Below are 13,881 nucleotides of genomic sequence, written 5' to 3' on the forward strand. Positions count from 1 at the left end.
TGGGAGCGGGGACACGCCGCCCTCGACTTACCGCGTGAACCCTCTTCCCGACGTCCTCGCCGAGGACCTGGACGTCGTGTTCGTCGGCATCAACCCCGGGCTCACCTCGGCCGCGCGGGGGCACAGCTTCGCGACCCCGGGAAACCGCATGTGGCCCGCGCTCCACCGCTCCGGGTTCACGCCCCGGCTGCTGCGCCCCGAGGACGAACGCGACCTGCTGCCCCTCGGCCTCGGGCTCACCACCATCGTCCGCAGGCCGACGGCCAAGGCCGCCGACCTCTCCGTCGAGGAGTACGTGGAAGGCGGCCGGGACCTGGTCGCCCGGATGGCACCCCTGCGCCCTCGCTGGCTGGCCCTGCTGGGCGTCACCGGCTACCGCCTGGCCTTCGGGGCGGCGGGTGCGGCGATCGGCCCGCAGCCCGTCCGCCTCGCCGGGGCGCGGGTGTGGGTCCTGCCCAACCCCAGCGGGCTCAACGCCCACTACCCGCCAGAGGAGCTCGCCGCCGAGTTCACCCGCTTCCGGCTGGCGGCTCGCATCCGGTACCCACGTACAGGCCTACCGTCGGAACATGACCCCTGACCTCCCCTTCGTCCGGGCCTGCACCCTGTCTGGCCGCCGTCCGGCAGGCGCTGGTCCGGGTGGTCGCCGTCCGTCGACATAATCGATCCCGTCGACGAGAACGGGGAGCCCACGTGAGCCACGATGACGGCCGTCACCGGCTGCGCGAGGTGATGGGCGTCTTCCTCAAGCTGGGCGTCATCGCCTTCGGCGGCCCGGCCGCGCACATCGCGATGATGCGCGACGAGCTGGTCCGCCGCCGGGGCTGGGTGACCGACCAGCGGTTCGTCGACCTGATGGGCGCGACCAACCTCATCCCGGGCCCCAACTCCACCGAGCTGGCCATCCACCTCGGCTACGACCGGGGCCGTTGGCGGGGGCTGGTCGTCGCCGGGGTCTGTTTCATCGTGCCGGCCGCGCTCATGGTCACCGCCCTGGCCTGGGTGTACGTCACCTACGGCGACACCCCCGAAATCGAGGGCGTTCTCTACGGGGTCGTCCCGGCCGTGATCGCGATCATCGCGCACGCCCTGGTCGGCCTGATGCGGACCGCCATCAAGAACGGCTGGCTCGCCGCCCTGGCGGTCGCGGCCCTGGCCGCCTACTTCCTCGGCGTCAACGAGCTGCTGATCCTCGCCTCGGGCGCGGTGCTGGCCGCCGCCGTCCGGTCGGTCCGCCGGGGGCTGCCGGCCGTGCCCTTCCTCGGTCCGATGGTCGGCGGGCTGCCGGTCTTCCCCGACCCGACCGGCGGGCAGCTCACGCAGCTGTTCCTGACCATGCTGAAGATCGGTTCGGTCCTGTACGGCAGCGGCTACGTCCTGCTCGCCTTCCTGCGCGGCGACTTCGTCGAGCGGCTCGGCTGGATCACCTCGCAGCAGCTCGCCGACGCCGTCTCCATCGGCCAGGTGACCCCCGGGCCCGTCTTCACCACCGCGACCTTCATCGGCTACCTCGTCGCCGGGCCCGTCGGCGCGTTCCTGGCCACCGTGGCCATCTTCCTGCCGTCGTTCCTGTTCGTCGGCCTGCTCACCCGGCTCACCGACCGGCTCCGCTCCGCCGACTGGACCTCCGCCCTCCTCGACGGGCTCAACGCCGCCGCGCTGGCCCTCATGGCCGGGGTCTCCTGGCAGCTCGGCGTGACCGCGATCGTCGACCCGCTGACGGCCGCCATCGCGGTGGTCACCCTGGTGCTGCTCTGGACGACCAGGCTCAACAACGCCTGGTACATCGCCGCCGGGGCGGCGATCGGCCTGGCCCACGCCCTGCTCACGTGATCAGCCGTGCAGCCGGGTCGCCTCCGTCACCAGAACGGCCGGATCGAGGTGGTAGCGGCCCGAGGCGACCGGCTCGCCGAGCAGGAGGCGGCGGGCCGTGTCGGTGACGGCGCCCGCGCCCATCGCGACGTCCGAGGCGAGCTGGGGCCAGCTGTTGAGACTCCGGCCGACCTCCGGCAGGGACGCCTTCATCCGGGGACTGAGCGACCCCTCGTCGAACATCGCCAGGACGTACCGGATCTTGTCCTTGGGTTCGAGCCCGATCAGGTCGTCGGCCCTGACCTCGCCGAGGAGGCCGTGGAAGATCGGGCGGCCGGGTTCGAGGTCGAACCGTTCGACGTCGAGCATGCCGCGGTCGCTGGTGCTCATCAGCACCGGGATGCGGCGGGCGCGGGCCCGTTCCCGGACGGCCACCTTGGCGTAAAGGTCGTCGCACTCCTCGACGACCAGGTCGAGGCCGTCGAGGAACGCGTCGACGTTGGCCGGGGTGATGCCCTCGGCGAAGGGCTCGACGTCGAGGTGGGGGTCGATCTCGTACATCTGCCGGGCGGTCACGACGGTCTTCTCCAGGCCCAGGTCGGGCAGCCCGGCCCGGACGCGGTTGAGGTTGGTCAGGTCGAGCCGGTCGAAGTCGGCGATCCTGTACGACCCTCCGACGCCCTCCATCGTCAGGGTGACGACGGTGCCGTTGCCGACCGACAGGCCGACCACGCCGATGCGGGCCGCGCCGAGCCGCCGCTGCTCCTCGGGGGTGATCTTGTCGCGGTTGCGGTCGGTGCGCAGCCGCCGGAACTCCTCGGCCGGGTGGGTCCGCACCAGCACTCCCGACCACGGGTACCAGACCCACGTCCCGTAGCCGGCGGGCTCGTCGAGGGGGTCGTGGACGCGGCGGACCGCTCCGGAGTCGAGCAGGTCCTTCGCCTCTGGGCCGGTGAGCAGGGAGGGGCGCCAGTCGTCCACGTCACACCGCCGTGTAGCCGACGGTGTCGCGCACGACGTCCAAAACCTGGGCGCCGGTCGCGTAGCTGAGGAAGACCCGCTCGGCGCGGCCGCGCGGCGGGAAGAAGCCGTCGACGCACAGGACCGTCGTGGCGGCGCCGTAGGTGGACCTGGACGCGGCGTCCTGGAAGGCGACCCAGGTGTCCCAGTCGGCGTCGAACAGGTCGAGCGCCGTCGCGCGGATCAGCCGCGCCAGCGTCAGCGACAGGCCCGAGCCGCGCAGCCGGGGATGCACCCACAGCCCGCCCACGTGGGCGATCCGGCCCGACAGCGCGGGCACGGGCGTGGCCGGCTCGATCCCGGCCGCCATCTCGGGCGGGACCGGGTCGAACCACAGGGCGAGCGACTCGACCAGCGCGGCGAAGTCACGGGTCACGAACAGGCGGCCCGCGCCGCACGCGACGACGTCGCCGCTCTCGTCGAGCGCCGCGAGATGGAAGGCCGAGCCGGGGGCGATCCGGCTGCGGGCGGGGTCGAAGGTCGGGTTGACGCCGTCGGCCCCCATGGCCGCGCCGACGGCGCCGGCCCAGCCGTGCAGGTCGTCGTTCAGGCGCAGGCGCAGGCCGCGACGCCCGGCCCATTCGGTGGACGCGGCCGCGAGCTCGCGGACCTCGGGCCGCCGGAAGAAGATCCCCCTCATGACCACCAGGCTCGCCGGTCGGCCCGGCAGGGGGCGATAGCGCTACCGGGACATTCAGGTGGTTATCGCGCCGCGCCGCGCCACGAACACGAACTCGTGGCCCGGCCGGTCGGGCGCGCCGCGGACGTCCTCGACGACGAAGCCGTGCTCACGCAGGTCGCGCTCGATCTCGGCGCGTTCGCGGAAGCGGAGCGTCGACTCCGAGATCAGCACCTCCCCGTCGGAGGCGAAGACGTGCGTGCCCCGGAAGCTCACCAGCGGCAGGCTCACGTCGGTCAGCTCGGCCCAGGTCTCGACGCGGCCGACGCCCGGGATGTTGGTCACGCGGTAGGTGGTCTCGCGCGACCACCTCGCCCACTCCTCCCACACGCGCCGCGCCGGATCGCGCGTCTCGAAGACGAGCCGCCCGCCGGGCCGCAGCGCCCCGTACGCGCCGCGCAGCGTCGTGCGCCACGCCTCCGGATCGGCGATCGCCTGGGCGACGTTCCCCGTCATCGTCACCAGGTCGACCCGCAGGGGCGGCAGGTCCCCGGCGTCGCCGTCGAGCCAGCGCACCCGTTCGGCGCCCGGCTTGCCGCGCGCGACGTCGACGGAGGCCCGCGCGGGGTCGATCCCGGTGACCGTCAGCCCGCGCGCTGCGAGTAGCAGCGCGAACACGCCCGTCCCGCACCCGACGTCCAGCACGGACCGCGCGCCGAACTCCTCCGCCATCGCGACGTACGCGTCGAGATCGCCGCGGTCCGGATCGAGCGGGTCGTAGACGGCGGCCAGGCGCGGATGCCCGAAGTTCGCGTCTTTCATGGAGCCAGGTCCACCGTGAGTCCTCCGTCGCGCAGCGCGGCGACGACCTGCGGGTCGGCCTCGCGGCCGGTGATCAGGAGGTCGGCCTCCGGCAGGGCGCAGATCGGGGCCAGCCCCGTGCGGCCCAGTTTCGAGGAGTCGGCCACGACCACGTGCCGGCGCGAGGCGCCGAGCATCTTGCGCTTCATCTCGGCCTCCAGCAGGTTCACGCCGGTGATCCCGGACGCCGCGTCGACCCCGTGGCAGGCCAGGAACACCGTGTCGGCGTTGATGCGTTCGAGCATCAGCGCCCCCATCGGGTCGACCAGGGCGTGGGTGGCCGGTCGTAGCGTTCCACCGGTGAGCAGCACGGTGATGCGGGGGATCGCGGGCTCCAGTTCGACCGCCACGCGCAGGCTGTTGGTGAAGACGACGACGTCGGTCAGCTCGGGTCGGGCGACCAGCGCCCTGGCCAGGAACGTCGTGGTGGTGCCGGCGTCGATGACCAGGCTCTCGCCGCTGACGACCAGGGCGGCGGCGTGGCGGGCGAGGCGGGTCTTCTCGACCGCGGCGCTGCCCAGCGACACCTCGAACGACGGTTCGGCGGCGCGGGCCGGTTTGGCCGGGATCGCGCCGCCCCGCACGCGGCGCAGCGAGCCCTGCCGGTCGAGGAGTTCCAGGTCGGCGCGGATGGTCACGCTGGTGACGCCGAAGAGCCCGGCCAGGTCGGTCACCCGGACGAACTCGTGCTCCAGCACCATCGAGACGATGCGCTCCCGGCGGGTGTCCGCGGCGACGTCCGCCACGTCGGTCATCGGCGTCCGCCCCGGATGCCGGGCGGCAGCAGCGCGCCGTGGGCGTCGATCAGCTCGTCGCACAGCTCTTCGATGGCCGCCAGGGGCAGGGTGGCGGAGGTGGTGGGATCGATCATCGCCGCTTGGTACACCGCCGATCGTCTCTCCTCCAGGGCCGCGGTCACGGTCAACTCAACCACATTGAGGTAGGTCCGGTTCAACGCCGCCAGCTGGACCGGCAGCGCGCCGATCGGCACCGGGCGGATGCCCGCGCCGTCCACCCGCGCCGGGACCTCCACGCAGGCGTCCGCCGGCAGGTTGTCGATGAGCCCGTGGTTCGGCAGGGTCAGGTAGACCTCGCGCGGCATCCCGGTGAGCATCGAGTGGATCACCTCGGAGGCCATCTCGAAGTGTTTCCACCGCGCCAGCATCGGCTCCCCGGCGGCGAGCGAGCCGCGCAGCCGTTCGTAGGAGTCGAGCTTGCGGGCGCTGCGCCGCAGCGCCTCGTCGACGGGCAGGCCGAGCCGCTTGACCTCGCTCTCGTGCGGCAGGAACCACGGCACGTACTCCGCGGCGTGCTCGCTCGACTCGGTCGGGTAGTAGCCGAAGCGGCGGTAGATCTCGCTCCGGACGTCGTGGTCACCGGCGATCAGGGGGTCGAGGTCGGGGTAGAGCGAGCGGCCCCCGCTCTCGAACCGCAGCACGAAGGCCTGGTGGGTGACTCCGGCCGTGCGGAAGTCGATCTCCTCCAGCTCGCGGCCGACCAGGTCGGCGAGCAGGGCGTGGGTGTCGCGGACCGCGTGGCACAGGCCCGCGACGTTCCGCAGCGGGGTGCCGGCGGTGACGGCCCAGCAGAGCGCGGCCATCGGGTCGGTGTAGGTGAGCAGCCAGGCGTCCGGGCACCGCCGGGCCATGTCGGCGGCCAGGGTGACCATCTCGGGGATGGCGCGCAGCGCGCGGAAGACGCCGCCGACGCCGATCGTGTCGCCCAGGGTCTGGCGGAGGCCGTACCGGCGGGGGATCTCCAGGTCGCGGAGGAGGGCGTCGTAACCGCCGACGTCGAACTGGCAGATCACGAAGTCGGCGCCGTCGAGCAGGGCGGGCCGGGTGGTCGCGGCGTCGATGCGGGCGTGCGCGCCGGTCTCGGAGTCGAGCCGGCGGGCCAGCGCCTCGGCGGTGGCGAGGCGGCCGGGGTCGACGTCGTGCAGGGCGATATGGAGGGCGCCGGCGAGGTCCGTACAGGAGAACAGATCCGAGAGGATCTTGCGGGTGAGTTCGACGTTGCCGGCTCCGGTGATGACGATCTTTGCCATCCGAGACCTCCTGCGACGGGCGGCCACCGCCCGGAGACGGTGGCCGCGCGCTCTCATTCGAAGCGGATCTCGTCGATGGTGACGGTGGAACCGCCGCCGTACCAGAAGCCCATGGTCAGCTGGCTGGGGGAGTTGCGGTTGATCCCGTTGGCGGCCATCGGGAGGCGGATGTCCGTGTACGCCGTCGTGACGACCGGATGCCCGCCGCCGTCGAGCGTGTAGTCGGCGAAGAGCTTGGTCGAGCCGCCGAGGCCGAGGTTGAAGTGGGTCTGCTCGCCGCCGGAGGCGCCCCTGATCCGGATCACCAGGTGGGTCTTGGACGTCAGGTCGACCCCGACGTCACTGCCGAACCAGCCGCAGTTGTCGTAGCGGAGGTTCAGTGCGCCACTGGTGACGACGCCGGAGCCGCCGCCGTCGAGGAAGCAGTTGGCGCCGGTCCACTTGCCCAGGTCGTTCTGCGACGGCCAGGCCGGACTCCCGTTGAAGTCGTCGAGCACCAGCCCCGTGGGAGTGGGGGAGGGCGACGGCGACGGCGACGGAGAAGGCGACGGACTGGGGCAGGGTGAAGGGGAGGGCGAGGGTGACGGGCAGTTGGGGGCGCACTGGCCGACGGTGAAGCTCGTGGCCAGCACGTTGTAGCCACCCGCCGCGTGCCAGGTCCCCGTGTTGGCGAACCTGATCGAGTAGCCGGCCCGCGACCGCAGCCCGGTGGCCTGGTCGGGCAGCCACAGGGCCAGCCGGTAGGTCCCCGGCACCACGTTCGACGGCACGGTCACCGTCTGGGTCGCCAGCGAGTGCGTGCCCGGCGTCCAGCGGCGCGGGTCGAGGCCGGGGACGGCGAGGTCGTACCGCCGGGCGCCGTCGTCGAGCACCAGGAACACCGGGCGCTGCTTGACCGGCCCGGCCCACCCGTCGTTGCCCAGGGTGGCCGAGAAGGTGAGCTGCCCGCCGGGCTGGACCGAGTCGGAGAAGTTCGCGTCGACCAGCCGGAGCCGGTAGCCCATCTTGCGCTTGAGCCGCGTGAACGCCGTCTCGGCCGGGTCGTCCCCCGACGCCGCCAGGTTGGCGGCCTTCCACTTGTTCGTGTTGACCGCCGCGTAGTCCTCGTTGATCTCGGTGAAGTTCAGCTTGGACATCTCGGTCTGGACGTTGACCCCGGCCGCGTCGTTGTAGCCGTCGGAGTTGCAGGTCTCGCCGCCGGTGATGGTGTTGAAGCCGGTGGACGTCATGCGGTCGTACATCCACTGCTTCTTCACTTCGATGTCGAACCAGCCCATCCACGAGTTGTTGTCGTAGGTCCCCATGTCGTTGTAGTCGGCCAGGAAGCAGTCGTTGTGGAAGCCGATCCGGTCCTTCTGCGCCTGGGTGAGCGTGGGCGCGTCCAGCATCTCCTTGATGAAGATCGGATAGCGCATGGCCAGCGGGATCGTCGCCGGGGTCGTCTCCAGGACCCTGGTGACGATGCGGAGGCGGGTGGCGTACTGGTCGTGGTTGAACGGGTCGGAGTAGCTGCCCGTGTGCCACTCGCCCCACGCGCCCAGATAGCCGGTCTCCAGGTGCGCCACCACATCGGCGTGGGCGGTCAGCACCGCGCCGACCTGGGTGATGTGGCCGAGGATCCGCGCCTCGGGCACGGAGGCCCAGCCGTCCCAGGTGTAGGCCGGGCGCAGCACGATCTTCAGGCCGGCCGCGCGGACCGCCGCGAGGCCGCTCGCCAGGTTGTCGAGCAGGGCCTGCGGGAGGGTGTCGGTCCCGGCGTACTTGTCGAGGTGCAGGTAGCTGTGGACCAGGGTGTTGCCGTTCTGCCTGGCCCGGGCGAAGGTGCGGTCGAGAAGGTCGGGGTTGAAGCCGGGGATGGTGGCCGCGTTGACGTAGTCGTTGACGGCGGGATCGTCGATGATCTCGTAGCGGTTGTGGAAGCCGCGCTCGGGGTTGGCGATGACGGTGGCGAAGTCGGCCGGGTAGGTGCGGGTCTGCGCCTCGGCGGTGCCGACGACCAGCCCGGTCACCACCAGGGCGGCCGCCGCGACCACGGCGCTCAGTCTGCGTGACATCATTCGAACCGGATCTCGTCGATGCTGACGGTGGAGTTCCCGCCGTACCAGAAGCCCATGGCGAGCTGGCTCGGCGAGTTGCGGCTGATGCCGTTGGCGGCCATCGGGATGCGGATGTCCTGGTAGGCGGTGGTGATGACCGGGTGCCCGCCGCCGTCGAGCGTGTAGTCGGCGAAGAGCTTGGTCGAGCCGCCGAGGCCGAGGTTGAAGTGGGTCTGCTCGCCGCCGGAGGCGCCCCTGATCCGGACGACCAGGTGCGTCTTGGACGTCAGGTCGACGCCCACGTCGCTGCCGAACCAGCCGCAGTTGTCGTAGCGGAGGTTCAGCGCGCCACTGCTGACGACGCCGGAGCCGCCGCCGTCGAGGAAGCAGTTGCCCCCGGTCCACTTGCCCAGGTCGTTCTGAGAGGGATACGCCGGGCTGCCGTCGAAGTCGTCCAGGACCAGGCCCGTGGAGGCGCCCGCGTCGGTGACGACGGTGACCGTGTTGCTCGCGGGCGACAGGTTGCCGGCGGCGTCCCGCGCTCGCACCGTGTAGGCGTAGCTCGTCGAGGCGGACAGCCCGCTGTCGGTGTACGTCGTCCCGGTGACGGAGCCGACCTGCGTGCCGCCCCGGTAGACCTGGTAACCGGTGACCCCGACGTTGTCGGTCGCCCCGCTCCACGCCAGCGACACCGATGAGGAGGTCTTGCCCGTCGAGGTCAGCGCCGGGGCGGTCGGCGCGGTGCAGTCGCCGGTGCAGGTGCCGCCGCCGGTGCTCACCGAGCCCAGATTGACCCAGCCGTCGGTCCCCTGGTTGGCGTTGGCGAACGACAGGGGATAGGCGGGCCGCCAGCGGTCGATCGTGTAGTCGGACAGCCGCACCGAGGCCGGCCGGTTGCGCAGCACGGTCTGGGTGACCGCCTCCAGCGGATTCCGCACCCGCAGCACCAGCGAGTACGACCCGGCGGGCACCCCCGACGTGCTCAGGTTCGCCGAGAAGTTCACCGGGCGGCCGAAGTCGAGGTACTCGGAGGTGTTCCAGTCGGGGAAGGCGCGGATCCGGAGCGGCTGCACCGTCCGGATGTCCCAGTTCGTGTCCCACGTCTTCACCACGGTGCCCGCGGCGTTCCGCAGCCCGAGCACGAACGTCCACGGGTAGTAGAACGGGGCCACCCCGTCGTTCTGGACGGTCACCCCGACCTTGAACGTCGAACCCGCGGTGGCGTTGAAGTTGGCCTGCGGGATGTGCAGGTTGTAGCCCATCTTGCGGACCCCGGCCGCGACCTTCGGGTCGGTCGGGCTGTAGCCGCCCGCCCCGGTCTGGTTGATCATCCACGAGATGTGGGTGAGCTCGGTGGCCGCGAGCACGTCGTCGACCTGGCCGCCGCCGGCGGGATAGTCGGCGTACAGCGAGCCCTGGATCTCGGGCCGGGCCTCGCCGCCGATCGACTGCTCGGTCCACCGGTTCTCGGTGCCGGTGTCCAGCATGATCTGGGTGAAGGCGTCGTCCCAGCCGTTCATCGACCGGGGCAGCGTCATGCTCTTGAGCTGGTTGCCGCGCCACTCCTTGTAGGGCCACGAGTCGTCGTGGAACCCGATGCCGGCCGACTCGGCGCCCGCCAGGCCGGGGTAGCGGACCTCCAGCTGGAGGTTGTCGAAGGCGGCGTCGTAGGCGTTGATGAGGGTCCGGATCGTGGTGTCGCTCGGCATCAGGTTCGGGTAGCCGTCGGCGGTGTCGCGGTCGTACGGCCACGTGTGCCACTCGCCCCACAGGCCGACCAGGCCCAGTGACATGAAACCGGCCCGGGGGTCGTCGTCGTAGCGGGCCGCGAAGGCGTTGATGAAGCTGACGAACGCGGCGACGACGTCGGGGTCGTCGTAGTCGGGGCTGACGGTGCCCCAGAACCCGTTGGTGCGCAGCGTCGCCTTGCCGTTGAGGCAGGGCGGGATGCCGTTGCCCGGGTGGGAGCCGGTGCCGCCGGGATACTCGACGTAGAAGCGGAAGGCGAGTTGGCGGCCCCAGACGGCGGCCTCGTCGAGGGCCTTCTCGAAGACCGTCCAGTCGAAGACCGAGCAGCTCGACGGGTCCTTCATGACCTCGTTGAGCGCGAAGTAGCTCCACAGGACGCCGCCCGGGAACTTCGCGCCGTAGTCGTCGCCGGGGAACAGGTAGGGCGCGAACCCCTTGAGGGGCTGGCCGACCGGCGTGTTGGCGTACGTGTAGGTGTGCGTGGTCAGCGAGGTGTCGGGGGCCGGGCCGGCGGGCGGCCGGGGCGGCGGGCCGGCGGCGGCCTCGGCGGGGAGGGCCTGGCCCAGGAGCAGGGTCGTGAGGGCGGTCAGGGCGGCGAGCCAACGCTTCATGGGGGCCTCGGTTTTCACATCGAAACCTGGACGTAACGAATTACAAACAGGAATCTTCGATATCGCAACCCTCCGTGAGGTACTTATGATTAGCTCTTGACAAATTTTCGCTAGCCTACATCATTACTGCGATGGCGGGTTGAGAAGAGACGCGGACGGCCGAAGGCCGGTCGTGGCTCGCGCCGTGAATCTGCCCGAAAGACGGGAGCGCGCATGCAGGCGGTTCTGAGGAAGCGCGACGACCGGGTGGCCGGCTGGTTGTTCCTGGTGCCGGTGATCGTCGGTTTCCTGATCTTCTACGCCTATCCGACGGTCCGCGGGGTCTGGTACTCCTTCACCGACTACAGCCTGCTCAACGACCCGGCCTACGTCGGCGCCGACAACTACCGCGAGCTGGTCGGCGACGCGCAGTTCTGGAACGCCCTCAAGGTCACCGCCTACTACGTCGTGGTGAACATCGGCTCCCAGACCCTGATCGCGCTGGGCCTGGCCGCGCTGATGCACCGGCTGACCCGGTCGGTCGTGCTGCGCGCGGCGCTGCTCGTGCCGTGGCTGGTGCCGAACGTGACCATCGGCCTGCTGTGGGCCTGGCTGCTCGACCCCGACCTGGGCTTCGTCAACCACCTGCTGGGCGTGGTCGGCATCGACACGACGCTGTCGTTCAACTCACCCACGTGGGCGATGCCGCTGGTCGCGCTGGTCAACAGCTGGGCGTACACGGGATACACGGCGCTGCTGCTGTACGCCGGGATGCTGCAGATCCCGCAGGGGCTCTACGAGAGCGCGGCCATCGACGGCGCGGGAGAGGTGCGGATGTTCCGGTCGATCACGCTGCCGCTGCTGCGGCCGATCATCGCGCTGGTGCTGGTCGTGTCGCTCATCGGGTCGTTCCAGATCTTCGACACCGTCGCGGTCGTCTACGGCGGCAAGGCGCCGATCCCGGAGGCCCGCGTCATCTACTACTACATCTTCCAGCAGGCCTTCACCTACTTCCACATGGGCTACGCCGCCGCCGTGGCGATGGTCCTCGTGCTGGTCCTCGGCGTGCTGACCGCCCTGCAGATGCGGATGCTGCGCGCGTCCCGGTCGGACCTGGGCTGACCGGGCTAAGGAGAGTCCCCCATGCTGAAGCGCGCCTCCTGGCTCGCCCTGGTCGCGGCGCTCGTCGTGACCGTCTTCCCCTTCTACTGGATGATCCGGACGGCGCTCACCCCGGCCGCCGACCTGTTCCGCGACTCGACCGCGCTGTGGCCGTCGAACCCGACCCTGATCAACTTCACCCGCGTGCTGGGCCTGGTCTCCTCCGAGGAGGCCAGGGCGGCGGGCGGGTCGGGCGCCGAGATCGACTTCCTGCTCTACACGGCGAACTCGCTCGTCTACAGCGGCCTGATCGCGATCGTGCAGACGCTGTGCTGCGCGATGGCCGGCTACGCCTTCGCGCGGCTGCGGTTCCCGGGGCGCGACCTGGTGTTCGGGGTCATCGTGGCGGCGCTGATGGTGCCGCCGATCTTCACGCTGCTGCCCAACTTCGTGCTGGTCAAGCAGCTCGACCTGGTCAACACCTTCCCCGGGCTGGTGCTGCCGAGCCTGCTCATGACGCCGTTCGCGGTGTTCTTCCTGCGGCAGTTCTTCCTGTCGATCCCGCGCGACGTCGAGGAGGCCGCGACGCTGGAGGGCATCGGCAAGTGGGGGATGTTCTGGCGGATCGTGCTGCCGATGAGCCGCGGGCCGCTCATCACGATCGGGCTGACGACGATCGTGTGGAGCTGGAAGGACTACCTGTGGCCGCTGCTCGTCGGCAAGGCCGAGGAGACCCGCGTGCTCACCGTCGGCCTGGGGGTGTTCCTGCAGCAGTCGCCGAACCGGGCGCCCGACTGGACCGGTCTCATGGCGGGGTCGGTGCTGTCGGTCGTCCCGGTCCTGCTGCTGCTCGTCTTCCTCGGCCGGCGGCTGGTTCAGTCGCTCAACTTCTCCGGCATGAAGTAGCTCAGCGTCGCGGCGTCGAGCGGCGGCACGTCGAACGGCGTGCCGCCCTCGCGTAGCGACAGGGTGGCGAGGTAGCCGGCCGCGACGCTCATCCGGGCCGCCACCGGCGAGGTGTCGGTGGGGCCGCCGTGCCGGGCGAACCGGAGGAACTCCTCGATGATCGCCTCGTCCGCGCCGCCGTGGCCGCCCGTCGCCTCGGGGACCGCGTACGTCACGTCGGGCTCCCGGTAGGCCGACTGCCCGCTGTTCCAGACCTGGACGACCGAGCCGGGCCCGTCGCCGAGGTTCTCCAGGCGGCCGTGGGTGCCGATGACGGTGTAGTTGCGCCAGTAGTCGGGGCTGAAGTGGCACTGCTGGTAGGCGGCGATGACGCCGTTGTCGAGGCGCATGTTCATGACCGACACGTCCTCGACGTCGATCAGGTGGTGCAGGCCCGTCGACGCCGACGGCGGCCAGGGCCAGTCGCGGAGCCAGCCCTCGGCCGGGGGCGTGCCCGCCGGGCGGCGGTCGAGGGCGCCGTACACCATGAGGTCGCCGAAGGCGCTGACGCGTTCGGTGTAGCCGCCGGCGAGCCAGTGGATCACGTCGAGGTCGTGGGCGGCCTTCTGCAGGAGCAGGCCCGTGGTGCGGCGGCGGTCGGCGTGCCAGTCCTTGAAGTAGTACTCGCCGCCGCGCCCGACGAAGTGCCGCACCCAGATCGTCTTCGGTACGCCGATCTCCCCGCGCGCGATGACCTCGCGCATCAGCCGGACCACGCCCATGTGCCGCATGTTGTGGCCCAGGTAGAGGCGGGTCCCGGTCTCGGCCGCCGTGCGGAGCACCTCGTCGCAGTCGCCGATCGTGATGGCGAGCGGTTTCTCCAGGTAGACGGCCTTACCCGCGCGCAGCGCGGCGATCGCGATCTCGGCGTGGGTGTCGTCGGGGGTGGCGACGAGGACGGCGTCGACGTCGTCCTCCAGGAGGTCGCGGTAGTCGGTGAAGGTCCGCTCCGCGGGGAGCCGGGTCAGCGCCGCCGGGTCGGTGTCGCACACGGCGGTGATCCGGCACCCCCGGCCTGGGCGGTGGGCGGTCGCGGCGAGAGTGGATCGCTGTCCGGCGCCGATCACGCCCAGGCGGAGGTCATGCACGGTTTGTCCTCAT

Annotated in this window: 12 protein-coding genes; 4 read left to right on the forward strand and 8 right to left on the reverse strand. The window is 71.1% G+C overall.

Translation table 11 applies throughout. From position 1 onward, the window contains the following. Positions 1–34 precede the first annotated feature (34 nt). On the forward strand, positions 35–580 hold the full coding sequence (gene mug / locus FDA94_RS09845; RefSeq protein WP_246059701.1) for a G/U mismatch-specific DNA glycosylase: 546 nt from the start codon (positions 35–37) through the stop codon (positions 578–580). A gap of 113 nt (positions 581–693) precedes the next feature. After that, positions 694–1,833, forward strand: coding sequence for a chromate efflux transporter (gene chrA, locus FDA94_RS09850; RefSeq protein WP_246059702.1), 1,140 nt, complete (start codon positions 694–696; stop codon positions 1,831–1,833). Here the strand turns inward: chrA and FDA94_RS09855 are convergent, their stop codons facing one another. Genes FDA94_RS09855 through FDA94_RS41030 form a run of 7 tightly spaced genes read right to left on the reverse strand, consistent with a single transcriptional unit; the run spans position 1,834 to position 10,755 of the window. Beyond that, the gene (locus FDA94_RS09855; RefSeq protein ID WP_137246744.1) at positions 1,834–2,793 is read right to left on the reverse strand and encodes a ThiF family adenylyltransferase; all 960 of its coding nucleotides are present in this window, start codon (positions 2,791–2,793) and stop codon (positions 1,834–1,836) included. It lies immediately after the preceding gene. Between the two features lies 1 nt (position 2,794). After that, positions 2,795–3,472: a GNAT family N-acetyltransferase gene (locus FDA94_RS09860; protein ID WP_137246745.1), complete on the reverse strand. Its 678-nt coding sequence runs from the start codon at positions 3,470–3,472 to the stop codon at positions 2,795–2,797. A 54-nt stretch (positions 3,473–3,526) separates the two neighbouring features. Further along, positions 3,527–4,273, reverse strand: coding sequence for a class I SAM-dependent methyltransferase (locus tag FDA94_RS09865; RefSeq protein WP_137246746.1), 747 nt, complete (start codon positions 4,271–4,273; stop codon positions 3,527–3,529). Continuing rightward, positions 4,270–5,067: a DeoR/GlpR family DNA-binding transcription regulator gene (locus FDA94_RS09870; protein WP_137246747.1), complete on the reverse strand. Its 798-nt coding sequence runs from the start codon at positions 5,065–5,067 to the stop codon at positions 4,270–4,272. The genes FDA94_RS09865 and FDA94_RS09870 overlap by 4 nt, the downstream gene beginning before the upstream one ends. Further along, positions 5,064–6,359 carry a family 4 glycosyl hydrolase gene (locus FDA94_RS09875; RefSeq protein WP_137246748.1) on the reverse strand — a complete coding sequence of 432 codons (1,296 nt, stop codon included), beginning with the start codon at positions 6,357–6,359 and terminating at the stop codon, positions 5,064–5,066. The genes FDA94_RS09870 and FDA94_RS09875 overlap by 4 nt, the downstream gene beginning before the upstream one ends. Positions 6,360–6,412: 53 nt before the next feature. Next, positions 6,413–8,413: a DUF4832 domain-containing protein gene (locus tag FDA94_RS09880; RefSeq protein WP_170990869.1), complete on the reverse strand. Its 2,001-nt coding sequence runs from the start codon at positions 8,411–8,413 to the stop codon at positions 6,413–6,415. Then, the gene (locus FDA94_RS41030; protein WP_137246750.1) at positions 8,413–10,755 is read right to left on the reverse strand and encodes a DUF4832 domain-containing protein; all 2,343 of its coding nucleotides are present in this window, start codon (positions 10,753–10,755) and stop codon (positions 8,413–8,415) included. The genes FDA94_RS09880 and FDA94_RS41030 overlap by 1 nt, the downstream gene beginning before the upstream one ends. A 213-nt stretch (positions 10,756–10,968) precedes the next feature. Here FDA94_RS41030 and FDA94_RS09890 point away from each other — a divergent pair, with 213 nt between their 5' ends. Then, entirely contained in the window at positions 10,969–11,856 is an 888-nt protein-coding gene (locus FDA94_RS09890) for a carbohydrate ABC transporter permease (protein ID WP_137246751.1), read from the forward strand. A 21-nt stretch (positions 11,857–11,877) separates the two neighbouring features. Continuing rightward, complete coding sequence (locus FDA94_RS09895; RefSeq protein ID WP_137246752.1) at positions 11,878–12,741, forward strand: carbohydrate ABC transporter permease; 864 nt, start codon at positions 11,878–11,880, stop codon at positions 12,739–12,741. Here the strand turns inward: FDA94_RS09895 and FDA94_RS09900 are convergent. After that, on the reverse strand, positions 12,711–13,868 hold the full coding sequence (locus tag FDA94_RS09900; protein ID WP_137246753.1) for a Gfo/Idh/MocA family protein: 1,158 nt from the start codon (positions 13,866–13,868) through the stop codon (positions 12,711–12,713). The two genes, FDA94_RS09895 and FDA94_RS09900, sit on opposite strands and share 31 nt — an antisense overlap. Between the last annotated feature and the right edge of the window lie 13 nt (positions 13,869–13,881).

Origin of the sequence: Herbidospora galbida (genome assembly GCF_005233835.1) — a bacterium.
GTDB classification, from domain to species: domain Bacteria; phylum Actinomycetota; class Actinomycetes; order Streptosporangiales; family Streptosporangiaceae; genus Herbidospora; species Herbidospora galbida.